The organism is Cryobacterium frigoriphilum (assembly GCF_004403305.1).
Taxonomy (GTDB): Bacteria; Actinomycetota; Actinomycetes; order Actinomycetales; family Microbacteriaceae; genus Cryobacterium; species Cryobacterium frigoriphilum.
Genome location: NZ_SOHE01000035.1, coordinates 1 through 22,115, shown reverse-complemented (window position 1 = coordinate 22,115; position 22,115 = coordinate 1). Strand labels below are relative to the sequence as shown.

24 protein-coding genes are annotated in these 22,115 nt (G+C 67.9%); 6 read left to right on the top strand and 18 right to left on the bottom strand.

Annotated elements, in window-relative coordinates:
* Positions 1 to 4: 4 nt before the first annotated feature.
* From E3T55_RS07375 to E3T55_RS07365, 3 genes are read left to right on the top strand one after another with little or no spacing between them, the layout of a single operon-like run.
* A complete protein-coding gene (locus E3T55_RS07375; protein ID WP_134518932.1) occupies positions 5 to 985 on the top strand; it encodes a branched-chain amino acid ABC transporter permease in 981 nt (326 codons plus the stop codon).
* Between the two features lie 13 nt (positions 986 to 998).
* On the top strand, positions 999 to 1,916 hold the full coding sequence (locus E3T55_RS07370; RefSeq protein ID WP_420897980.1) for an ABC transporter ATP-binding protein: 918 nt from the start codon (positions 999 to 1,001) through the stop codon (positions 1,914 to 1,916).
* Complete coding sequence (locus tag E3T55_RS07365; protein WP_134518931.1) at positions 1,903 to 2,670, top strand: ABC transporter ATP-binding protein; 768 nt, start codon at positions 1,903 to 1,905, stop codon at positions 2,668 to 2,670. Before E3T55_RS07370 ends, E3T55_RS07365 begins: the two co-directional genes overlap by 14 nt.
* Before the next feature lie 395 nt (positions 2,671 to 3,065).
* Here the strand turns inward: E3T55_RS07365 and E3T55_RS07360 are convergent, their stop codons facing one another.
* The 4 genes from E3T55_RS07360 to groES form a co-directional block, all read right to left on the bottom strand.
* Positions 3,066 to 4,370, bottom strand: coding sequence for an ABC transporter substrate-binding protein (locus tag E3T55_RS07360; protein WP_134518930.1), 1,305 nt, complete (start codon positions 4,368 to 4,370; stop codon positions 3,066 to 3,068).
* 129 nt (positions 4,371 to 4,499) lie between these two features.
* Positions 4,500 to 5,246, bottom strand: coding sequence for an ABC transporter substrate-binding protein (locus E3T55_RS07355; protein ID WP_134518929.1), 747 nt, complete (start codon positions 5,244 to 5,246; stop codon positions 4,500 to 4,502).
* A gap of 82 nt (positions 5,247 to 5,328) precedes the next feature.
* The gene (gene rarD / locus E3T55_RS07350; RefSeq protein ID WP_134518928.1) at positions 5,329 to 6,297 is read right to left on the bottom strand and encodes an EamA family transporter RarD; all 969 of its coding nucleotides are present in this window, start codon (positions 6,295 to 6,297) and stop codon (positions 5,329 to 5,331) included.
* Positions 6,298 to 6,397: 100 nt separating this feature from the next.
* Positions 6,398 to 6,694, bottom strand: a complete 297-nt coding sequence (gene groES, locus E3T55_RS07345) for a co-chaperone GroES (protein ID WP_119971815.1) — start codon at positions 6,692 to 6,694, stop codon at positions 6,398 to 6,400.
* A 145-nt stretch (positions 6,695 to 6,839) separates the two neighbouring features.
* Here groES and E3T55_RS07340 point away from each other — a divergent pair, with 145 nt between their 5' ends.
* Positions 6,840 to 8,030 (top strand): class I SAM-dependent methyltransferase, encoded by a 1,191-nt coding sequence (locus E3T55_RS07340; RefSeq protein WP_134518927.1) that lies wholly within the window; start codon positions 6,840 to 6,842, stop codon positions 8,028 to 8,030.
* 6 nt (positions 8,031 to 8,036) lie between these two features.
* On the opposite strand, the gene E3T55_RS07335 is transcribed toward E3T55_RS07340, so the two are convergent.
* From E3T55_RS07335 to glmS, 10 genes are all read right to left on the bottom strand, one after another.
* Positions 8,037 to 8,456: a hypothetical protein gene (locus E3T55_RS07335; protein WP_134518926.1), complete on the bottom strand. Its 420-nt coding sequence runs from the start codon at positions 8,454 to 8,456 to the stop codon at positions 8,037 to 8,039.
* A 63-nt stretch (positions 8,457 to 8,519) separates the two neighbouring features.
* On the bottom strand, positions 8,520 to 9,191 hold the full coding sequence (locus E3T55_RS07330; RefSeq protein ID WP_134518925.1) for a DUF4190 domain-containing protein: 672 nt from the start codon (positions 9,189 to 9,191) through the stop codon (positions 8,520 to 8,522).
* A gap of 48 nt (positions 9,192 to 9,239) precedes the next feature.
* Entirely contained in the window at positions 9,240 to 9,683 is a 444-nt protein-coding gene (locus tag E3T55_RS07325) for a DUF4190 domain-containing protein (RefSeq protein WP_134518924.1), read from the bottom strand.
* Between the two features lie 68 nt (positions 9,684 to 9,751).
* Complete coding sequence (gene tsaD / locus E3T55_RS07320; RefSeq protein ID WP_134518939.1) at positions 9,752 to 10,921, bottom strand: tRNA (adenosine(37)-N6)-threonylcarbamoyltransferase complex transferase subunit TsaD; 1,170 nt, start codon at positions 10,919 to 10,921, stop codon at positions 9,752 to 9,754.
* A gap of 5 nt (positions 10,922 to 10,926) precedes the next feature.
* On the bottom strand, positions 10,927 to 11,457 hold the full coding sequence (rimI, locus tag E3T55_RS07315; RefSeq protein ID WP_241992930.1) for a ribosomal protein S18-alanine N-acetyltransferase: 531 nt from the start codon (positions 11,455 to 11,457) through the stop codon (positions 10,927 to 10,929).
* Complete coding sequence (tsaB, locus tag E3T55_RS07310) at positions 11,454 to 12,089, bottom strand: tRNA (adenosine(37)-N6)-threonylcarbamoyltransferase complex dimerization subunit type 1 TsaB (RefSeq protein ID WP_134518923.1); 636 nt, start codon at positions 12,087 to 12,089, stop codon at positions 11,454 to 11,456. Before tsaB ends, rimI begins: the two co-directional genes overlap by 4 nt.
* Positions 12,090 to 12,098: 9 nt before the next feature.
* A complete protein-coding gene (locus E3T55_RS07305) occupies positions 12,099 to 12,908 on the bottom strand; it encodes a sulfite exporter TauE/SafE family protein (RefSeq protein ID WP_134518922.1) in 810 nt (269 codons plus the stop codon).
* A gap of 102 nt (positions 12,909 to 13,010) precedes the next feature.
* A complete protein-coding gene (gene tsaE, locus E3T55_RS07300) occupies positions 13,011 to 13,601 on the bottom strand; it encodes a tRNA (adenosine(37)-N6)-threonylcarbamoyltransferase complex ATPase subunit type 1 TsaE (protein ID WP_174775443.1) in 591 nt (196 codons plus the stop codon).
* Complete coding sequence (locus E3T55_RS07295) at positions 13,598 to 13,954, bottom strand: holo-ACP synthase (RefSeq protein WP_134518921.1); 357 nt, start codon at positions 13,952 to 13,954, stop codon at positions 13,598 to 13,600. The genes tsaE and E3T55_RS07295 overlap by 4 nt, the downstream gene beginning before the upstream one ends.
* A 15-nt stretch (positions 13,955 to 13,969) precedes the next feature.
* On the bottom strand, positions 13,970 to 15,823 hold the full coding sequence (gene glmS, locus E3T55_RS07290; protein ID WP_134518920.1) for a glutamine--fructose-6-phosphate transaminase (isomerizing): 1,854 nt from the start codon (positions 15,821 to 15,823) through the stop codon (positions 13,970 to 13,972).
* A gap of 33 nt (positions 15,824 to 15,856) precedes the next feature.
* On the opposite strand from glmS, the gene coaA reads away from it, so the two are divergent.
* Positions 15,857 to 16,813 (top strand): type I pantothenate kinase, encoded by a 957-nt coding sequence (gene coaA, locus E3T55_RS07285; protein WP_134518919.1) that lies wholly within the window; start codon positions 15,857 to 15,859, stop codon positions 16,811 to 16,813.
* Positions 16,814 to 16,984: 171 nt separating this feature from the next.
* On the opposite strand, the gene glmM is transcribed toward coaA, so the two are convergent.
* The 4 genes from glmM to E3T55_RS07265 form a co-directional block, all read right to left on the bottom strand.
* Positions 16,985 to 18,346 carry a phosphoglucosamine mutase gene (gene glmM / locus E3T55_RS07280; RefSeq protein WP_134518918.1) on the bottom strand — a complete coding sequence of 454 codons (1,362 nt, stop codon included), beginning with the start codon at positions 18,344 to 18,346 and terminating at the stop codon, positions 16,985 to 16,987.
* 19 nt (positions 18,347 to 18,365) lie between these two features.
* Positions 18,366 to 18,851 carry a 30S ribosomal protein S9 gene (gene rpsI / locus E3T55_RS07275; protein WP_134518917.1) on the bottom strand — a complete coding sequence of 162 codons (486 nt, stop codon included), beginning with the start codon at positions 18,849 to 18,851 and terminating at the stop codon, positions 18,366 to 18,368.
* Positions 18,852 to 18,899: 48 nt separating this feature from the next.
* The gene (gene rplM, locus E3T55_RS07270; protein WP_134518916.1) at positions 18,900 to 19,346 is read right to left on the bottom strand and encodes a 50S ribosomal protein L13; all 447 of its coding nucleotides are present in this window, start codon (positions 19,344 to 19,346) and stop codon (positions 18,900 to 18,902) included.
* 386 nt (positions 19,347 to 19,732) lie between these two features.
* Positions 19,733 to 20,665: a tRNA pseudouridine synthase A gene (locus E3T55_RS07265; protein ID WP_241992929.1), complete on the bottom strand. Its 933-nt coding sequence runs from the start codon at positions 20,663 to 20,665 to the stop codon at positions 19,733 to 19,735.
* A gap of 72 nt (positions 20,666 to 20,737) precedes the next feature.
* Here E3T55_RS07265 and E3T55_RS07260 point away from each other — a divergent pair.
* The coding region (locus tag E3T55_RS07260; RefSeq protein WP_134518915.1) for an acyltransferase family protein at positions 20,738 to 22,115 on the top strand (1,378 nt) is incomplete at its 3' end.

The following is a 22,115-nucleotide window of genomic DNA, read 5'->3' as shown; positions in this document are numbered from 1 at the left end:
TCACATGGACTGGGGAGCAATCTTTAGCAACGCTGCCGTCGAGCTGATCAGCCCGACCACGGCCGCCTACGCCCTCGCCGCCCTCGGGCTCGCGGTGCACTTCGGCTACACCGGCCTGCTCAACTTCGGCCAGGCCGGCTTCATGGCGCTCGGCGCCTACGGCTACGCCATTTCCATCCTCACCTTCGGGTTTCCGGTCTGGGGAGCATTTCTGGTGGGGGTGGGCGCATCCGTCATCTTCGCGCTGATTCTGGGTATTCCCACCCTGCGGCTACGGGCCGATTATCTCGCGATCGTCACGATCGCGGCCGCGGAGATCGTGCGGCTGCTGTTCACGACGAACAGCTTCGCATCCGTCACCGGCTCGGCGAACGGTCTGAGCGGCTACAAGAACGAGTTCGCCGCGCTCAACCCGCTGGCCGCCGGCAGCTACGGTTTCGGCCCGTTCGAGAACAACGCCTACGACACCTGGCTGCGCATCGTGGCCTGGTCGATCGTGATTCTTGCCGCCCTGTTCGTGTGGCAGATCATGCGCAGCCCCTGGGGCCGCGTCATCAAGGGCATCCGTGAAGACGAGGACGCCGTGCGTGCCCTCGGCAAGAATGTGTACGCCTACAAGATGCAGTCATTGGTTCTCGGTGGCGTCTTCGGTACCATCGCCGGCATGATCTTCGCGCTTCCCCGCGCGGTCGTTCCCTCGAACTATCAGACCACGCTGACGTTCTTCATCTACGCGATCTTGCTGCTCGGCGGGGCCGCGACGGTGCTCGGTCCGATCGTCGGATCGATGATCTTCTGGGTACTGCTGTCGTTCTTCTCCGGCTTCGTATCCCGAGCCGTCGAGGCCGGCTGGTTTCCGTTCATGACCGGCGTTCAGGGAAGCCAACTACGTTTCATCCTGGTGGGGGTCGCGATCATGCTGATAGTCATATTTAGACCGCAAGGCATCTTCGGAAACAAGAAGGAGTTGGCCTTTGTCCGCTAATACTGTTCCGGTGATTCCCACGGGTCCCACCGGCAAGCCCATCAAGACGATCGACCTGCACATCGGTGAGGCCGAACCCGGCTGCCAGAAGCGGGATCCGATCCTGGTCGTCGACGGCGTGCGCCGTACCTTCGGCGGCCTGACCGCCGTCGACGTCGACCACGTGGAGGTGCCCCGCGGGGCGATCACCGCGCTGATCGGCCCGAACGGCGCCGGCAAGACGACGCTGTTCAACCTGCTCACCGGTTTCGACAAGCCCGACGCCGGCAAGTGGACCTTCGACGGCCGCCCGATTGCCGGCGTGCCGGCCTACCGGGTCGCCCGTCTCGGCCAGATCCGCACCTTCCAGCTCACCAAGGCTCTCGGCCTGCTGACCGTCATGGACAACATGCTGCTCGGCGCGAAGGGGCAGACCGGCGAGAACCTGTTCCGTGCGCTGCTGCCATTTCTCTGGCGCAAGCAGGAGGTGGAGAACAAGGCGAAGGCACTCGATCTGCTCACCCGGTTCAAGCTCGACACCAAGAAAGACGACTACGCTGCGAGCCTCTCGGGTGGCCAGCGCAAGCTGCTCGAAATGGCGCGGGCGCTCATGAGCGACCCGACCCTGGTCATGCTCGATGAGCCGATGGCCGGCGTCAACCCGGCCCTGACGCAGTCGCTGCTTGACCACATCCTGAACCTCAAGTCTCAGGGCATGACCGTGCTCTTCGTAGAACACGACATGCACATGGTGCGTCACATTGCCGACTGGGTGATCGTGATGGCCGAGGGCAAGGTCGTGGCCGAGGGCGATCCGCACGAGGTCATGAAGAACCCGGCCGTGATTGACGCTTACCTGGGGCAGCACCACGACGAAGACATCGGCGAGGACCCCGAAGCCGAGGTTGTGCACGTTTCCGCCATTAAGGAGTTGCTCGATGACGAACGCTAGCCCTCTCGCCGAACCGGCCGTCGCGCCCACCCGGGTGAAGGTCGTCGAGGTCAACAACGTCACGGCCGGCTACGTTCCGGGTGTCAACATTCTCAATGAGTGCTCGCTGACCGCCTACGCGGGCGAGCTGATCGGTATCATCGGCCCGAACGGTGCCGGCAAGTCGACCCTGCTCAAGTCGATTTTCGGGCAGGTGAAGGTGCGGGCCGGCGAGATTCTGCTGCACGGCAAGAACATCACCAACCTGAAGGCGAACAAGCTCGTCGCGCAGGGCGTGGGTTTCGTGCCGCAGAACAACAACGTGTTCCCGACCCTCACCATTCGGGAGAACCTCGAGATGGGCATTTTTCTCAAGCCCAAGGGCCTGGTCGAGCGCCTCGAGTTCGTCACGGAGATCTTCCCCGAGCTCGGCAAGCGGATGTCCCAGCGCGCCGGGTCGCTCTCGGGTGGCGAACGGCAGATGGTCGCCATGAGCCGAGCCCTGATGATGGGCCCGCACGTGCTGCTGCTCGACGAGCCCTCGGCCGGCCTCTCCCCCGTGCGTCAGGACGAAGCGTTTCTCCGCGTGAAGGAGATCAACAAGGCCGGAGTCACGACGATCATGGTGGAGCAGAACGCGCGTCGCTGCCTGCAGATCTGTGACCGCGGCTACGTGCTCGACCAGGGCCGCGACGCCTACACGGGAACCGGACGCGAGCTGCTGACCGACCCCAAGGTCATCGGCCTCTACCTCGGCACCCTCGTGCAGGACTAGCCTCCCCGAACCTCGGACAGCGGGGCACTCGCCGTTAGACATCGTCTACGCGGCGAGTGCCCCGCTTTCGCGTGCGCGGGGCATCCGCTCGATAATGACCGCGCCCGAAACGGGTGGCCGCTACGGCCGTTACCGTAGCGGCCACCCATATCGGGCGCGCCGCTGCCGACGACGGATGCGCCGGGCCGGCCCACCGAGACCGCCCCACCATGACCGCGCCCGAAACGGGTGGGCGCTACGGCGGTTACCGTAGCGGCTACCCATATCGGGCGCGGTCATCCGCTCTCGGGGCCACCGGAGGCCACCGTAGGCCACCGGAGGCCGCACAGGGCACGAGAAAGGGCCCCGGCATGATGCCGGGGCCCTTCTCGTTGCTGACTTGTGCTGTGTAGTGGTTACTCCTTGATGCGGGTGTACTTGTTGTCGGCGCCGAAGATGTACTTGCCGATGGTGGCGTCCTGCGGGTCGCCGTGCTCGTCGAAGTCGACCGGACCGGAGAGACCGTCGTAGTCGATCTGGTTGCCCTGGGCGAGCTCGGCAGCGCCCTCGGCGAAGGTCGTCACCTTGACGCCCTCACCGGTGCCTCCGGAGACCTGACGGAGGTAGGTCTTGAGCGATTCACCCGACGTGTCGTTCGCGGCGAAGGCAGCGAGGGCGATCAGCATCACGGCGTCGTAGGACTCCGCGGCGTAGCTGAAGTCGGTCAGGTTCGGGTCGACCTCGAGCAGGCGATCGGTGAAGTCACCGAGAGTGGCCACGTCGAGGCCGGGCAGTGTGCCCTTGGAGCCTTCGATGAGGCCGGGCTCGAAGTCGGCGCTGAAGTCGGTCAGGTTACCGTCGACGAAGTAGAGCTTGTCGCCCGGGAACCCGCCGCTGCCGACGAGGTCCGGAACGATGACCTTGGCCTGCTCGAAGGTGATCAGTGCGATCGCGTCGGGGTCGGCGGCGGTCACTTCGGCGATCTGCGCCGCGAAGTTCGGGTCGCCCTCGTTGAAGAGTGCCGAGGCGACAACCTCGCCACCGGCGGCTTCGAATGCCGCCGTGGTGGAGGCCTCCAGGCCGGTGCCGTAGGCGTCGTTCAGGACGATCAGGCCGAGGGTCTGGTTGCCGTCGTTCGCGATCAGGTTTCCGAGCTCGGCACCCTGCAGCAGGTCGGAGGGTGCGGTGCGCCAGTAATAGTCGTCATCGGCGTACTCGGTGAAGTCTTCCGAGGTGTTGGCCGGGGAGAACTGCACGACGCCGGCGCCGGTGATCTGGTCGATCACGGTCTTGGACACGCCGGACGAGGCCGCTCCGACGATGGCGGAGACGTCGCGCGACAGGAGGTCGGTGACCGAGACGGTCGCGATGTCGGTCGTGGTGTCGCCGGAGTCGGACGTGACGACCTCGAGGTTGAGGCCTGTTGCGGCCTCGTTGATGTCCTTCAGCGCGAGATTCACGCCGGCGATTTCGGGCGGGCCGAGGAAGGCGAGTGCGCCGCTCTCGGGCAGAAGGGTTCCGATCTTCAAGGCCAAGTCGCGGTCGCCCGCGCTCACCTCCGCGAAGACGCCTTCGTCGACGGTGGCGGCGGCATCCGTTTCAACGGGATCTGCGGTGCCGCTGCAGCCGGTGAGCAGCAGAGCGCTCACCCCCAGCATGGCGACGCCGGTGACGACAGCTCGAACTGAGCGGGAGGCCGGGGCCTTCGCGAATACGCTCATGTTGCTCCTTGGGACTAGGAAGAGAACAAAGATCACGGAAGCCGATTGACTGCCGTGCTTAGACATTAGGCAACGCGAGTACCTATTAACCGCCGGATCGTGTTACATCCGTGTAAAGCGACCAAATCGTTACGATCGAACGCCCGTTATCCCCTGATATTCGATGCTCTGGGTGTCAACCAGCGCGGCGACGCATTCGCCCCACGAGGTGCAGACAGTCGGTCCCGCTGCGATCAGGTCCCAGCCGATTTCGATGGATGCCGCGGCATCGTCGGCGACGGACGTCGCGGCGAGCGCCGTCACGATCACGCCGTCGTAGGCCTCGGCGCCGCCGGCCGTGGCCGCCAACCCCGGATCCGCCGTGCGTAACCGCGCGCTGAAGTCCTCGTCGGTGGCGAGCGGCGTGCCGCCGTTCGCGAATTCGCCGAGCGCGAGAAAGCCGAGCCCGGCCTCGGTGACGGATGCCGCCACCTCCTCGGCGGGCGTCGTCGCCGCATCCCACAGCACGACATCGGCGCCGCGAGCCACGAGGTCGGCCACGGCTGCGGCGACATCACCGGCGGAGTTGCGGTGGATCAGTTCGATCGTGCGGCCGGGCACTCCGCCCTCGTCGCTTACGTTGCGCGCGGCGAGCTGGGCGCCAGCAACCTGCGCCGCGCCACTGGCTGCCGCGTCACCGGTCGTGGGAAAGAGCGTGCCGATGCGCAACACACCGTCACCGGTGGGCACGACCGTGGAGGTGATCGTGGGCGTGGGGCTCGGCACGACGACGGGCGACTCGGTTGTGCAGCCGGTCAGCGCGAGCAGGCACACACCAACGGCGGCAGCGGCGACCAGGGCGCGGCGGGACCGGGCGCGGGGCAGGTGGCGGGGCATCCGGCATCCTTTCGGGGCAGTCTCTACGAAGGCGGTCTTGTCGAGGGTAGCGCTCACAGCGACCGGCAGACGGCAACGCCGCTCAGGCGCGTTCGAGTTCACCCGGCCGCGGACCGCGGCCGGAGCGCACCATGTCGATGGTGAGAATGATGAGCGCGACCCAAACCAGCGCGAATCCGGCCCAGCGTTCGGGCGGCATCGGCTCCTGCAGCACGAACACGCCGACGAGAAACTGCAGCACCGGTGCGACGAACTGCACCAGTCCGATGACGGTGAGCGGCAACCGGCGAGCGGCGGCCGCGAAGAACAGCAGCGGCACTGCGGTGATCACGCCGGCACCGAGCAGGGCAACGGTGTGCCAGGGCGACACGGTGCCGAAGGTGAGGCCCGACATTCCCGCGACGACGACGAGTTGGATGATGGCCACGGGTGCCAGCCACGCCGTTTCGAGGGTGAGGCCGGTTACCGCGTCGACGTCGCCGCCGACACGTTTCTTGATCAGCCCGTAGAAGCCGAAGGAGAAGGCCAGCACGAGGGAGATCCACGGCAGGGTGCCGTAGCCGATGGTGAGCACGACCACGGCGCCGATACTGATGCCCACGGCGATCCACTGCACTCGGCGCAGCCGTTCGTGCAGCAGCAGCACACCGAGAAAGACGGTGACGATCGGGTTGATGAAGTAGCCGAGGGCGGCCTCGACGACCTGCCCGTTGAGCGCGGCGTAGACGTAGGTCTGCCAGTTGACGAAGATCAGCAGGCCGGCCAGGCCCATGGTCCAGACCACTTTCGGCTTGGCCAGCGTTGTGGCCAGAACCCGCCATTTTCGGGTGACCGTGATGAGCAGCGCGCAGAAGACGAGCGAGAACAGCACTCGCCAGGCGACGACCTCGAAGGCGCCGCTCGGGGCGAGCAGCAGAAAGTAGAGCGGCAGCACACCCCAGAGCCCGTAGGCGAGCACCGCGAGGATCAGGCCCCGGCTGTGTTCGCTGCGTGGAGCCTTCGTGCCCCCGCGGCTGGCCGAAGCGGTCACCGGTACCGGAGCATCCGTCATTGTGGGCCCTTTCCGACAGAAAAATCCCGGATGGCAAGGCCATCCGGGATTCTTAGTTTACGGCGAGTGCCGTAGGTGGAGCGGCTCAGTAAATGAGGACCTAGTGAACGACGACCGCGAGAACGTCGCGAGCCGAGAGAACGAGCAGGTCGTCGCCGCCGAACTTGACCTCGGTTCCGCCGTACTTGGAGTAGATCACCTTGTCGCCGACGGCGACGTCGAGCGGAATGCGGTTGCCGTTGTCGTCAATGCGGCCGGGGCCCACTGCAACAACTTCGCCCTCCTGGGGCTTCTCTTTCGCGGTGTCAGGAATGACGAGGCCGGAAGCGGTGGTCTGCTCCGCTTCGACCTGCTTGATGACGATGCGATCCTCGAGCGGCTTGATGGAGACCGACACGGTTGACCTCTTTCTTAACGAAGATTTGGGTTAGCAGACTCACGTCGAGAGTGCTAAATCAAGCTTAGGGCGCATCTGGCACTCACGCAACGTGAGTGCCAGATGTGAGCGCGTGAGCGCTGCCCGGGCATGGAAGAATTGCCTGATGGATCGCTCAGAGCTCGTCGAGCTACTTTCTCCAGTCGGTTTGCGCCTCTTGGACTCCCTTCCGCCCTATGACGCACACGGCAACGTCGTGGCCCGGGTCAGCGAGCTGCGCAAGGCCGGTCACGCCCCCGGGCTCGTGGCCGCCGTTCTCGGGCAGTCGAAGCTGCGCGCGAAGGCCGGCCCGAAGTTCGGCGATTTCGCCACCCGCATGCTCTTCACCGAGGCCGGACTCGAGCAGGCGACCCGACTGCGCGTCGCCGCCCTGCACGCCGGCCGGTTTCAGGCCGCTGGCCTCACCCGCGTCGCCGACCTCGGTTGCGGCATCGGCGGCGACGCCATGGCCATGGCCGCCCTCGACCTCGAGGTGACCGCGGTCGACGCCGACGAGGTGACCGCGACCGTCGCGAGCTACAACCTGGCGCCATTCCCGAGCGCGTCAGTGCTGCACGCGCAGGCCGAAGACGTCGACCTGGCCGGCTTCGACGCGGCCTGGCTCGATCCGGCCCGCCGCACCGCGGGTCACAGCAATACCAGCCGCCTCACCCACAGCTCCGATTACTCCCCCAGCCTGGACTTCGTCTTCGGCCTCAGCGAGCGGATGCCGATCGGCGTCAAACTCGGCCCCGGCCACGACCGCGACCAGATTCCCGCCGAAGCCGAGGCGCAGTGGGTCTCGGTCGAGGGGCAGCTCGTGGAGATGGCGCTGTGGTTTGGAGTGTTGGCTCGCCCCGGCATCCGTCGTTCGGCGCTGCTGCTGACCCGTGACGGTGCCGACGAGCTGACCGCCGACGCCGACAGCGTCGATGCCCCGGTCGGTGGGCTCGGGGACTACCTGTACGAACCGAACGGTGCGGTGATTCGGGCGCGGCTCATCGGGGACCTCGCCCGCACCCTCGGCGCCGAGATGCTGAGCGAGGGCTTGGCGTATCTGAGCGCACCAACGCTCACGCCGACACCGTTCGCGACCGCGTTCCGGGTGCTCGAGTCACTGCCGGTCGATGAGAAGAAGCTGCGGCTCGCGCTTGCCGAGCGGCACATCGGCACGCTGGAGATCAAGAAGCGCGGTGTCGATGTGGACCCGGCGACGCTCCGCACGCGGCTGAAGCTCAAGGGTTCCGAGTCGGCGACCCTCGTGCTGACCCGCGCGGCCGGCCACCGGGTCGCGCTGCTCGTTGAGCGGGTGCGCTGAGCGCGGCTAGCCCGCGACGGCCAGGCCGGGGATGAGCACCTGGGTGATGTAGTAGAGCCAGCCGGCGCCGAGCAGCAGCCCGGCGCTACCGCACAGCAGGCCCGCGAGCCAAATTGCGCCGGCGCGCCGCTCGACCGCCCGCGCGGTCAGTGCGAGCACGACCGCGCCGAGGGCGAACGGCAGCCCGAACACCCCCAGCACACCGCCGATCAGCCCCAGAATGCCGAGCACCACAGACGAGACCGACAGGCGCCGACGGATGCCGACCGTGCGCACCTCTGCCTCGGTGTAGACATACGGCACCCACTCGGTGGGGGCCGTTTCGGTGGCCTCCCACGCGAGCTGGCCCTCCGGGGTGATTGCCGGCGGGCGGGTGAGGTCGTAATCGTCTACCGGGGCGGACGGGTCGCGGTGCTGTCCGCTCATGCTGGATTCTCCGGTCTGGGGAGTGCTCGTGCCGCGGTGGCGGGCTCGAGGGTCGAGTGCTGGCTAGAAGACGGGGTCGTAGCCGGTGCCGTAGGTGGTGGGGGCCGTCGCGATGATGAGAACCCAGATCACGATGCTGAGAATGGCCAGCGCGAGGCTCACGAACCCGGTGATGATGCCGGTGAGCCAGAAGCCGCGCGCTCGCGGCTCCTTACTGCGCCCGAGAAAACCGAGCACGACGGCACCGATGGGAATGAACAGCCCCATGACTCCGCCGATGACCGGAATGAAACCGATCGGTGACCCGAGCACGGCGATGACTCCGGCGACGAGCGAGAGGATGCTCAGAATCGGCTGCTTCACGACGGGCGGGCCAGAGGGATTGCTCGGGTAGGGATTGCTCGCGTAGGGGTTGCCGCCGGGCGGCGGCGTGGTCGGTGCGCCATAACCCGACGGAGCGCCATAGGGCTGCTGGGCACCGGGCTGCTGGGCACCGGGCTGCTGGGCACCGTAGGCCTGCGGGGCCGGAGCACCGTAGGCCGGCGGTTTCGGCGGCGTGGGCGCACCGTACGCCGGCGGCGTGGGCGCACCGTACGCCGGCGGTGCCTGGGGGGCGCCGGGCGCGGTGAACGGGGTCGCGGGCTGCGCGCCGGGCACCTGGGGTACGCCGGGAACCTGTGGCACATCGGGAACTTCGGGCACCGGGGGCACCGGGGGCGTGTTGGGGTCACTCATGCGAAGCTTCCTTCTCGAAAGTTGGTCTCGAACGGTTGTCTCGAACGGTTAGTAGTTGAACTCGTTCACGAATCGCGGGTCGTTGATCAGCTCGATGTACAGCGGAATGGTGATCGCGGCCACGATGATGCCGAGCGCGATGCCCGCGTAGCCCACGATGAGGCCGGCGAGGGCGAGGCCACGCCCCTTCTCGCCGGTCTTCTTGATCTGGCTGAGCGCGATGTGACCCGTGATGATTGCCACCAGCTGAAGAAAAAGCACCGCAGTGACGAGCGACACGATCGAGAGCACGTTGTACTTGTCGGGGCCGGCCGGCGGGGCGCCGTAGGGCTGCGGGGCCGGTGCGCCGTAGACCGGGGCGCCGTAGGCGGGAGCCTGGCCGTACTGTGGTGCGGCGGGCGGCGGGGCAGCGGGCTGCCCGTACGCCGGCGCGGGGTTCGATGGCGCGGGGTTCGATGGCGGTGTGACGGGGGGCTGGTTCGGGTCAGTCATGCGAACTCCTCGGGTTCCGGTGTACGAGTGTCTTAAGAGTAAAGATACAGAATACCCGGTCGGGCTGGTTAGGACACCCCGGCAGTCGACTCGTGGCCGCCCGCCGCGGCCTGAATCTGCGCGACCTGGATGTGCTGCACGGGCAGGGTCGAATCCGCTCCAAAATCGAGCGTCGACGGCGCATGACCGTTCATGATCAGCTGGGCGCCGAGGGCGGCGATCATGGCGCCGTTGTCTGTGCACAGCGACAGCGGTGGGATCCGCAGGGTGATGCCCGCGGCATCCGTGCGTTCGATCGCCACCTGCCGCAGCCGGGCATTGGCGATCACGCCACCGCCCAGCAACAGGCGCGGCACACCATAGTCGTGGCAGGCGGCAACGGCCTTGGTGAGCAGAATATCGACGACGGCCTCGCGAAAACTCGCCGCGACGTCGTTCACCGGCACCGGCACACCCTCGTCTTCGCGGTGTTCCACCCAGCGGGCGACGGATGTTTTCAGCCCCGAGAACGAGAAATCGTAGCGGTGCTGCGCCATGTCTTTCGGGCGACTGAGCCCCCGGGGAAAGCGGATGGCGCGGGGGTCGCCGGTCGCGGCGGCCGCGTCGATGTGCGGCCCGCCGGGGTAGGGCATGCCGAGGATGCGGGCGACCTTGTCGAAGGCCTCACCGGCCGCGTCATCGATGGTCTCGCCGAGCAGCTCGACGTCGCTCGTGAGGTCGCGCACGAGCAGCAGCGAGGTATGCCCGCCCGAGACGAGCAGGGCGATCGTGGGGTATTCGAGAGGCACAGTGTCAAGAGGCACAGCTTCGAGAGGCACCGTGTCGAGAGGCACGCTGTCCGAATCGGCCCGGTCGTCGAGCCGCAGCACGTCGGCACCGACGTGCCCGACGAGGTGGTTGACCGCGTAGATCGGCTTGTCGAGGGCCAGCGCGAGGGCTTTCGCGGCGCCGACGCCCACCATCAGCGCGCCGGCCAGGCCCGGTCCGCTCGTCACGGCGATCGCGTCGAGATCGCTCAGCGCAATGCCGCTCTCGGCGACGGCGGCCTCGATCGCCGGCACGAGCTCTTCGAGGTGCGCGCGCGCCGCGACCTCGGGCACGACACCGCCGTAGCGGGCGTGCTCGTCCATCGAGGACGCGATCACATTGGCCAGCAGCGTCGTGCCACGCACGATGCCGATGCCGGTCTCGTCACACGAGGTCTCGATGCCGAGCACGAGCGGGTTCTCGCGGTTCATCGCGGTCATGCTGACACCTCGGGGGTCTGGGTCAGGTCGGTTCCGTGGGCGGCGAGGCCGGCCTGCGGCTCTGGCACGGTCAGGCGCATGACGATCGCGTCGACGTTGTCGGGCTGGTAGTAGCCGCGGCGCACCCCGAGCTCGTCGAAGCCGAGCCGGGCGTACAGGCGCTGGGCGGACGGGTTGTCGGCACGCACCTCGAGAAACACCTCGCGGGCGCCGCGTTTACGGGCCTCACCGATGAGGCTGAGCATCAGCACCCGGCCGAGCCCGCGGCCGCGGGCCGTTTCGGCGACGGCAATGGTCTGAATGTCGCCCTGGCCGCCGCCGCGCGCCGCCAGCAGGCCGGCGTAGCCCTCGATGCGCTCTGGATCGTCGGGGGGAAACGCGACCAGGTAGAAACAGTTCGCGTCGGCGATGTCGCCGCGCATCATCTCGGAACTCCAGGCATCCGCCTGGAAAACGGTGGTTTCGAGGTGCATGATCGCGGCCAGATCGGCGACGGTCGCGCGGCGCAGCTGCCAGGAGCCGGTCAATTGCTGACCCGTTTACGGGTGGTGGGCAGCACCGCGTCGGGCGAGCGCAGGTAGAGGGCGTCGTTGGCGGCGAACGGGCGCTGCTCGGCGAACATCAGCTCGGCGAGCAGGCCGAGGTCTGCGGCCGAGACCGTGGCCGCGTCGAGGCGGGGCAGCCCCACGTGCTCCCAGCGCGGGTCGAGCAGCGCGGGCGGCTGGGCGAGACCGGGCGCGGCGATGCGCACGGGCAGGCCCTGAGCATCCGTTCCGCCGAAGGCGCTCCAGTAGACCTCGCGACGCCGCGCGTCGGTGACCACGAGCAGTGGGCCGGCGTGGCCGCGGCGGTAGTGACCGAAGGCGATGGCGTCATGACTGATCACCGGAATGAGCGGGCGGGCGGCACCGAGCGCGAAGACCCGAGCGGCGGCGATGCCCACGCGCAGTCCGGTGAAGGGGCCGGGGCCCATGCCGCCGACGACCCCGGAGAGTTCGGCCACTGACACTCCGGCCTCGATCAGGCACCGGTCGATGAGCGGGCCCACGACCTCGGCGTGCCGCATGGTGTCGGGCACGCCGTGTTCGGCGAGCACACCGCGGTCGTGGTCGACGACGGCGACGCTCGTGCCCGCAGAGGTGTCGATGGCGAGGAGCATCCGTCTAGCCTATTCCGTGGTGCTGTCGGGCGCGGGCTTCGACGTGCGCTGCGCCCGAATCGCCTTGATCGACAGCTGCACGGCGGCGAGCATCAGCAGGGCGGCGAAGAGGATGCTCGATAGCTGCGGCGGCAGAATCAGCGCGAGTGCCACGCCGGGAGCGGAAGCCGCGGTTGCCGCGGCACCCACGACGAGGCCGGCACGCACGTCGACGAGTTTGCCGCGCACGTTCGCGACGGTGCCCACGATGCCGGTCGGAATCATCACGAGCAGCGAGGTCCCCTTGGCGATGAGGTCGCTGATGCCGAACACGGCGATGAGCGCGGGCACGGCGATGACGCCGCCGCCGATGCCGAACAGGCCGGAGGCGATGCCCATGATCAGGCCGAGCACGATGTAGCCGACGATGACGAACCAGGTCAGTTCGAGTTGCTCGCCGCGCACGGGCACGACCAGCAGCATGCGCACGGCCACGCCCACGAGCAGCGCGATGAACATCCACCGCAGCCAGACCAGCGGCAGTCGGCGCAGCAGCCAGCTACCGAGCACGGCGCCGAAGATCGCACCGAAGGCGACGAAGCCACCGGCGACGAGGTCGGTCTCACCGTGGGCGAGGTAGGTGATGGCCCCGACCGTGGCTGCGGGCACAATGGCGACGAGGGTCGTGGCGGCCGCGCGGCGCTGATCCATGCCGGCCAGGCCCACGAGCAGCGGCACCATGATGATTCCGCCGCCGACGCCGAAGGTGCCTGAGAGCAACCCGCCGATGAGGCCGACGGCCACCAGAATGATCCAATATCGTGCGCCGTGCCGCAGCATGCTGCTCCCTGTTCGTTCGATCCTGTCGCAGTGGTCCTGTCGCAGTGGTCCTGTCGCAGTGGTCCTGTCGCAGAAACCCTGTCGCAGTGGTCCTGTCGCAGTCTACGGGCGACGTGCGACGCCGAGGTGCGCCCAGCGCGGGCCGTGCGCCGTGATCGTCACGGTGCGGGGCTCGTCGAGGTCGTCCTCATCGGCGTCGTCGGGCCCGGCGACATCCGCGGCGACATCCGCGGCGACATCCCTGGCGACGGATGCCGCGGCATCCGTCGGCGCCACGACCCGCCCACCGCGCGGTCGGTCGATCTGCACGTCGAGCCAGCTCTCGGTGATGCCGTCGAGCATGCCGCGACCCCACTCGACCACCACGATGGAGCGCGCAAAGTCGATGTCGAGGTCGTCGAGCTCGAGGGCACTCTGCAGGCGGTAGGCGTCGACGTGCACGAGCGGCGGCCCCCCGACCAGGCTCGGATGCGTGCGGGCAAGCACGAAGGTCGGGCTCGTGACCGGGCCGCGCACCCCGAGGCCCTCGCCCAGCCCGCGGGTCAGGGTGGTCTTGCCGGCTCCGAGCGGTCCGGTGAGCACGAGCAAATCGCCGGCCTGCAGCGCCGCGGCCAGGGTGATGCCGAACCGGTGCATGGACTCGGCGTCGAGCAGGGTCGTGCGGCCGAGCCAGAGCGGTGTCGGGTCGGTCATCGGTCGCTCTCCGCCACCACGAAGGCGCACGCGACGCCCGCGTCGTGGGTCATCGTTACATGTACCCGGTCGATGCCGCGTGCGGTGAGGGCAGCCGCCAGGGCGCCGCCGCGCACAAAACCGGGATTTCCGTGCTCGTCGGACACGATCTCCATGTCCCGCCATAACAGGCTGCCGCTGTGGCCGAGCGCCTTGATCAGCGCTTCCTTGGCCGCGAACCGGGCGGCGAGGGAGTGCACCGACAGCCCCCGTTCGCTCTCAGCGAACAGGCGCGGGATCAGTGCGGGCGTGCGGTCGACCTGGCGCGCAAACCGCGCCAGGTCGACCACATCGACCCCGATTCCCACAATCACTGTGCCGCCGTTGGACTACTCGACCGTGACGGACTTGGCGAGGTTGCGCGGCTGATCCACGTCGAGGCCCTTGGCCGTGGCCAGCTCCATCGCGAACAGCTGCAGCGGCACCACGGCCAGCAGCGGCTCGAACAGCGGCGCGGCGAGCGGAATGTGAATCACGGTGTCGGCGAAGGGCAGCACCGCGGCGTCACCCTGTTCGGCGATCACGATGACGCGGGCGCCGCGGGCCCGAATCTCCTGAATGTTGGAGACAACCTTCGGGTGCAGGTGCGCCGAGCCACGCGGGCTCGGCACCACCACGAACACCGGCTGGCCGGGCTCGATGAGCGCGATCGGGCCGTGCTTGAGCTCGCCGGCCGCGAAACCTTCCGCGTGAATGTAGGCAAGCTCCTTGAGCTTCAAGGCCCCCTCGAGCGCGATCGGGAACCCCACGTGACGACCGAGGAACAGCACCGCCCGAGAGTCCGTCATCCAGGTCGCGAGCTGACGCACCGCGTCGCCCTGCAGCAGCGTCGTGGCGATCTTCTCCGGAATAGCCTGCAGCTCGGCGGTCTGCTCGAGCAGCTCGGCGCTCGAGAGCGTGCCGCGCACCCGGGCGAGGTGCAGCGCGAACAGGTACAGGGCGGCGATCTGAGCGACGAACGCCTTCGTCGACGCGACCGCGACCTCGGGGCCGGCATGGGTGTAAATGACCGCATTGCTCTCGCGCGGGATCGTCGCGCCCTGCGTGTTGCAGATTGAAATCGCGACCGCTCCGGCCTCGCGGGCGTACTTCACGGCCATCAGGGTGTCCATGGTCTCGCCGGACTGGCTGATCGACAGCACGAGGGTGTCGTTCTCAAGCACCGGGTCACGGTAGCGGAACTCGTGGCTGAGCTCCACGTCAACGGGAACCTTCGCCCACTTCTCAATCGCGTACTTGGCAACCTGACCGGCGTACGCAGCCGTGCCGCAGGCGATGATCACGATACGACGGATGCGCGCGAGCGCGTCGTCGCCGAACTCCGCCAGCTCCGGAATCACCACGACCCCGTCGACGATGCGGCCACGCAGCGTGTTGGCGACGGCGTCGGGCTGCTCCGAGACCTCCTTGGCCATGAAGCTTGACCATCCGCCCTTGTCCGACGCTGAGGCGTCCCACGCCACGTCGAACTCCTCGACCTCAACGGGCGTGCCGAAGAAGTCGGTCACGGTGACGCTCTCGGGCGTGATCGTCACGATCTGGTCCTGGCCGATGGCCACGGCACGGCGGGTGTACTCGATGAACGCGGCCACGTCGGAGCCGAGAAAGTTCTCGCCGTCGCCCAGGCCGATGACCAGCGGGGAGTTGCGGCGGGCGCCGACAACAACGCCGGGCTGGTCCTGGTGCACGGCGAGCAGGGTGAACGCACCGTCGAGGCGGGCGACGACGCTGCGGAACGCCTCGCCCAGGTCGCCGACCCGCTGGTATTCACGGCCGAGCAGCACGGCGGCCACCTCGGTGTCGGTTTCGCTCTCGAAGGCGTAACCCTCGGCGAGCAGTTCGGCCTTGAGCGGCCCAAAGTTTTCGATGATGCCGTTGTGAATGAGGGCGAGCTTGCCGTTGTCGGCGAGGTGCGGGTGCGCGTTCTCGTCGGTCGGGCCACCGTGGGTGGCCCAGCGGGTGTGCCCGATGCCGGTGCGACCCGGGTTCACGGGGTGATTCTGCAGCTCGGTGGAGAGCATCGCGAGCTTGCCGGCGCGCTTGACGGAGTTGAGCACTCCCGCCTCGTCGATCACGGCGATGCCGGCGGAGTCATAGCCCCGGTACTCCAAACGTCGCAGACCCCCCATCAAAACCTCGACCGCTTTGTTGGTGCCTCCGACGTAACCCACGATTCCACACATGGCCCTGATTTTAGTCGGACTAAGCTTGGGAAAATGTCCGAGCCGGTGACCAGCCCCATCAACAAGGTTCACGGCACCCCATTTGTCGAATTGGATCGTGCCGACTGGGCCGCGCTGGCCGCCTCGACCCGACTGCCCCTGCGTGAAACCGAGATCGTGCAGCTGCGCGGGCTCGGAGAGCCGCTCGACATCAACGAGGTGACGGATGTCTACCTTCCGCTGAGCCGCCTGCTCAACCTCTACGCGGCCGGCGCCCGCCAGCTGCACCGCGCAACGAGTGACTTTCTCGGGGAGCGTGCACTGCACGTGCCGTTCGTGATTGGTGTCGCCGGCTCCGTTGCCGTCGGCAAGTCCACGATCGCCCGTCTGCTGCGCGAACTCCTTGCGCGCTGGGAGGACACCCCGCGGGTCGAGCTCGTCACGACAGACGGTTTTCTCTACCCCAATGCGGAGCTGGCCCGGCGAGGCATCATGGACCGCAAGGGCTTTCCCGAGTCCTACGACCGCCGCGCGCTGTTGCGCTTCGTGAGCGCCGTCAAGAGCGGCGCGGCCGAGGCCCGCACGCCCTTCTACTCGCACCTGAGCTACGACATCGTGCCCGACGCGCAGATCATCGTGCGACAGCCGGACATCCTGATCATCGAGGGCCTCAACGTTCTGCAGCCCCCCGGCGCCGGCCACGGCCTCGCGGTCAGCGACCTGTTCGACTTCACGGTCTACGTCGACGCGCGCACCCAAGACGTGGCGCGCTGGTACGAGGAACGGTTTCTGAAGCTGCAGCGCGGGGCGTTCATCAACCCGAAATCGTACTTTCACCGCTATGCGGACATGACCGAGGCAGAGGCCCGGGCGAAGGCCCGGCAGATCTGGATCAGCATCAACGAACCCAACCTGCTGCGCAACATCCGCCCGACCAAGAGCCGGGCGACGCTCGTGTTGCGCAAGGACCCCGACCATGCGGTCTCGAAGGTGCTGCTGCGCAAGGTCTAGCCGTCGCAGGCGCGTTCGCGGCACTCGTTCGGCCAGCCGGCGCGTTCGCGGCACTCGTTCGGCCAGCCGGCGCGTTCGCGGCACTCGTTCGGCCTCGCGGCACTCCTTGGAACGAGTGCCGGCTGGCGCAATGAGTGCCGCGACGCTCGGGCGCCGGTGCCTGAGCAGCCGCTAGTTCGCGAGGCGCTCGCGCACGACGTCGGCGAGCTGGTGGGCCAGACGGTCTGCGGTCGGCTGGTCGGCCGCCTCAACCATGACGCGCACCATCGGTTCGGTGCCGGATGGGCGCAGCAGCACCCGCCCGGTGTCGCCGAGTTCGGTCTCCGCGGCCACGATCGCCTCGGCGATCACGGTGTCGGAGTGCAGCGCCCGATGGTCGACGCCACGCACGTTGACGAGAATCTGCGGGTACACCTTCATGACGGATGCCAGTTCGGCGAGCGTCTTGCCGGTGCGCGCCATCTCGGCGACCAGGTGCAGGCCGGTGAGAATGCCATCGCCGGTCGTCGCGAACTTGGTCATGATGACGTGTCCGCTCTGCTCGCCGCCGAGCGAGAAGCCGTGCTTGTTGAGTTCTTCAAGCACGTAACGGTCGCCGACCTTGGTCTGCACGACGGTGATGTCGTTGGCGGCCATGGCCTTGCGCAGGCCGAGGTTGCTCATCACCGTGGCGACGAGGGTGCGGTCTTTCAGCACGCCGCGCTCGGCCATCGAGACGGCGAGGATGGCCATGATCTGGTCGCCGTCGACGATGTTGCCGTCGCGGTCGACCGCGAGGCAGCGGTCGGCGTCGCCGTCGTGGGCGATACCGATGTCGGCGCCGTGTTCGAGCACGGCGCGGGCGAGGTTGTCGAGGTGCGTCGAGCCGACACCGTCGTTGATGTTGAGCCCGTCGGGGTCGGCACCGATCACGGTGAGGCGAGCGCCGGCATCCGTGAAGACCTGCGGCGACACACCGGCCGCGGCGCCGTGGGCGCAATCGAGCACGACGTGCAGCCCGTCGAGGCGGTGCGGCAGGGTCGTGAGCAGGTGCACCACGTAGCGGTCTTCGGCATCGGCGAAGCGACGGATGCGCCCCACGTCACCGCCGATCGGCATCAGGGTGTCGTGCCCGATGAAGGACTCGATCCGATCCTCGACGTCGTCGGGAAGCTTGGTTCCGCCAAAGGCGAAGATTTTGATGCCGTTGTCGGGGGCCGGGTTGTGTGAGGCGGAAATCATCACACCGAAGTCGGCGCCGATATCGGAAATCAGGAATGCTGCTGCGGGGGTGGGGATCACACCGGCGTCAAGAACGTCGACACCGGAGCTGGCGAGGCCTGCAGAGACTGCGGCAATGATGAATTCGCCGGAGACGCGGGGGTCGCGGGCGACCACTGCGACGGGGCGTCGACCGGACTCGCGGCGCTGTTCGGCGCGGCGACCGGTGGTAAGCACCGCGGCAGTGGCCTGAGCCAGTTCCAGGGCCAGGCCAGCCGTGAGATCACGGTTGGCCAGGCCCCGAACGCCGTCGGTGCCGAACAGTCGAGTCATATCGACGTCGGCTATTCGACTAGCGCTTGCTGAACTGAGGAGCCTTGCGGGCCTTCTTGAGTCCGGCCTTCTTACGCTCCTTGACGCGAGCGTCGCGGCTCAGGAAGCCGTTCTTCTTCAGGATCGCGCGGTTGTTCTCTTCGTCGATCAGGTTCAGCGAGCGAGCGATACCGAGGCGCAGCGCGCCGGCCTGGCCCGAGGGGCCACCACCGGTGATGCGTGCGACGACGTCGTAGCTGCCGAGCAGGTCGAGAACCTTGAACGGGTCGTTGATGAGCTGCTGGTGCAGCTTGTTCGGGAAGTAGTCCTCCAGCGCACGGCCGTTCACCACGATGGTGCCCGAGCCGGGAACGATGCGCACGCGGGCGATGGCCTGCTTGCGACGTCCCACGGCTGCGCCGGGAACGTTGAGGATGGCGCGGGGCGCCTTGGTTGCGGTCTCGGCGGGAGTCTCGGTCGAGTAGCTCTCCGGAGCCTGGTCAATCTGGTCTGCGATCTTCGCCACGATTGTGTGAATCCTTTTTCTAGAGTCTTAAGAAGTCTGGGGCGGACGCTACTGAGCGACCTGGCTGAGGGTGTACGGCTTGGGCTGCTGAGCCGAGTGCGGGTGCTCTGCGCCGGCGTAGACCTTGAGCTTGGTGAGCTGAGCGCGACCGAGCGAGTTCTTCGGCAGCATGCCGCGAATAGCCTTTTCGACCGCACGGGTCGGGTGCTTCTCGAGCATCTCGGAGTAGTTGGTCGCCGTGAGGCCGCCCGGGTAACCGGAGTGGCGGTAAGCGATCTTGAGGTCGAGCTTCTTGCCGGTGAGGGCAACCTTCTCCGCGTTGATGATGATGACGAAGTCGCCACCGTCCATGTGGGGAGAGAAGGTGGCCTTGTGCTTGCCGCGCAGCAGGATCGCCGCGTGGCTGGCCAGACGTCCGAGGACGATATCGGTGGCATCGATGACAACCCAGTCGTGCTGGAGTTCGCTTGCCTTGGGGGTGTAAGTGCGCGTCACTGTTGTGCTGCTTTCTTCTTTTTCGAACGGAGGTGTTCGTGAATCCCGCTCCGGGCGTGTTTTCTTAGATGAAAACACTGTCGATGGAGGGCTCACGTTCGGATGCCGTGCTGCAACGCACAGACACCAAGGGTCAACACTAGTCGAGCGGGCCGCTCACGGCAACTTTTGCTCAGTGCAGAAGGTCATGCGCGGTGGTTGCGCCGCTCCGCCGGGCCCGCGTCCGAGCTGCGCGGGTAGTGCGCCCCTGCGCGGGTGGCACGCCTACCGCGCAGCGGCGTACTACCCGCGCACCTCGTCGAGCCTGCGTTCGAGGGCGCGTTGCGCGGTAGCTGCGCCGCTGCGCGGGACTTACGCCCCGACGACGACGGATGGCCCGGGCCGGTCTACTCGGCGTCGTCGCCGACCAGCACCGGCAGCGAACGGCGGTTGCGGGTCTCGATGGCCCGCAGGCGCATCTCGGCGTCTTCGGGGTAGCCGACCCGCATCAGCGTCAGCCCGTGCGCCTGCATCACCTTGAACTCGGTGATGCGGGTGCGGTCCATGCGCATGGTCGCGAGACGGTCGATGCCGAGGCGGCCCTCCCCCACCGCGACGGTCGCGCCGACCACGGCGCGCACCATGCTGTGGCAGAAGGCATCCGCCGTGATCGTGGCGACGAGCACCCCGTCGGGGTCGCGCCGCCAGCGAAAGTCCTGCAGCTCGCGAATGGTCGTGGCGCCGGGACGGGGTTTGCAGTAGGCCGCGAAGTCGCGCAGGCCGACCAGGGTGGCGGCGGCCTCATCCATCGCCTCGAGGTTGAGCTTCGCCGGATGCCACGTGGTGCGCAGCCGCTGCTGAGGGTCGCGCAGGGCGAGAAGGTCGCTGATGCGGTACTCATAGGTGCGCCACAGCGCAGAGAAGCGGGCGTCGAAACCTGCCGGGGCCACGCTCGCGGCGCGCAGCACGATCTCGGGTTTGGTCACGAGAATTCCGCCGAGCCGCCGCAGCACCGCGGTTCCGAGCGTCACCGGCGGGCGGGTGCCGGTGCCGCGCTGCACCCGAACGAGACTGTCGGCCTGCGCCGGCGACAGGTCGAAGTGGGCGACCTGACCGACGGCATGCACGCCGGTATCGGTGCGCCCGGCCACGTACAGGGTGGGGCTCGGCGGGTAGCGCAGCATGATCGAGGCGAGGCCGTCTTCGATGTCGCCCTGCACCGTGCGAAAGCCGGGCTGGCGAGCCCAGCCGGTGAAGTCGGTGCCGTCGTAGGCGAGGTCGAGGCGGATGCGCGTGGTCGCCGGCACGGGAAGGCCGTCAATCGGCGCGAAAAAAGTCACGAACGTAAGCCTAGGCCGCTCGCGCGGGCTATCGTGGGGTCGGGGCCCCGGCTCCCCCCTTTTGAGTGCCAGATGATGCGCAGCAGCTCCACCCGTCCCCCATCGGCCGCAGGTCCAACTCCCAGCGAAACGGACGGCTCGGCCGTCGTGCTGTCGTCCGTCGCACTGGTCGAAGCGGATGCCGCCCCCGGCACCGGCGTCACCCTGCCGGCCGGTCGCCTCGCCGGTCTGGACGGTTTGCGGGCCATTGCTGTGATCGCCGTCGTGCTCTTTCACCTCTTTCCCTCGCTCGTACCCGGCGGCTTCATCGGCGTCGACATCTTCTTTGTGATCAGCGGTTTTCTGATCACCGGGCTGCTGGTCGCCGAGCACGAGCGCAGCGGCCGGCTGGGCCTCGGCCGATTCTGGAAGCGCCGCGTGCGCCGGCTCGTTCCCCCGATCGTGCCGCTCGTGCTGGTCGGCTGCAGTGCGGCCTGGCTGATCGGCGGCGACGTGCTGATCGGCCTCGGCAGCCAGCTGCTCGGAGCCGCGACCTTCGGCTATAACTGGGTGGCGATCCTCGCCGACACCAGCTATTTCAGCGCCGACCAGCCCGAGCTGCTGCGCAACCTGTGGTCACTCGCGGTGGAGGAACAGTTCTACCTGCTGTGGCCGCTCGCCCTGCTGGCGCTGCTGCGCATTCGGCGCGGCGGGCTGCGGCTCACACTCGTGCTGGGCCTCGCCGCGGCATCCGCTGCCTGGATGGCCGCGCTCTTTGTCGACGGCGGCGACCCGACCCGGGTCTACTACGGCTCCGACACCCACAGTTTCGGCCTGCTGATCGGCGCGGCGCTCGCGCTCGCACTGCGCCGCACGTGCCTCGAGGACCAGGCCTCTCCCGTCACGGCGGGGCTCGCGCGACTGCGTCCGTGGCTGGGCGGTCTCGCACTCGCCCTCGTCACCGCCGGTTTCTGGGTACTGTCGGACGACGGCGCCGCCGCCTATCGTGGCGGCCTCGTCATCATCAGCCTGTTGACCGCGGTTGTGATCTGGGCCGCGGTGCGCGGTGACGCCTTCGGTCGTGCCCTCGACGTGACACCCTTGCGGTACCTCGGCGAACGCTCCTACGGCATCTACCTCTGGCACTGGCCCGTGTTGGTGCTCGTGCAGCTCGCCTGGCCGGCATCGCAGCATGCCGCCCTGCCGATTGGAGTCACCGTCGGTGTCGTCACGCTGGTCGCCGCAGCGGGCAGCTACCGCTGGCTGGAACACCCCATTCGACGCTTCGGTGTGCGCGGATGCTGGCGCGCTCTCGCGGCCCGCGCTCCCACCTCACGCCGCCGTGGGCCCACCATCCGGCTGCTGGCCGTGGCGGTGGTCACCGCGCTGCTCGCGGCCGGTACTCTCGCCGCACTCGCAACGGCCCCGGCTGCCGCGGCCGCGCAGGTCGCCATCGCGCGCGGGCAGGCCG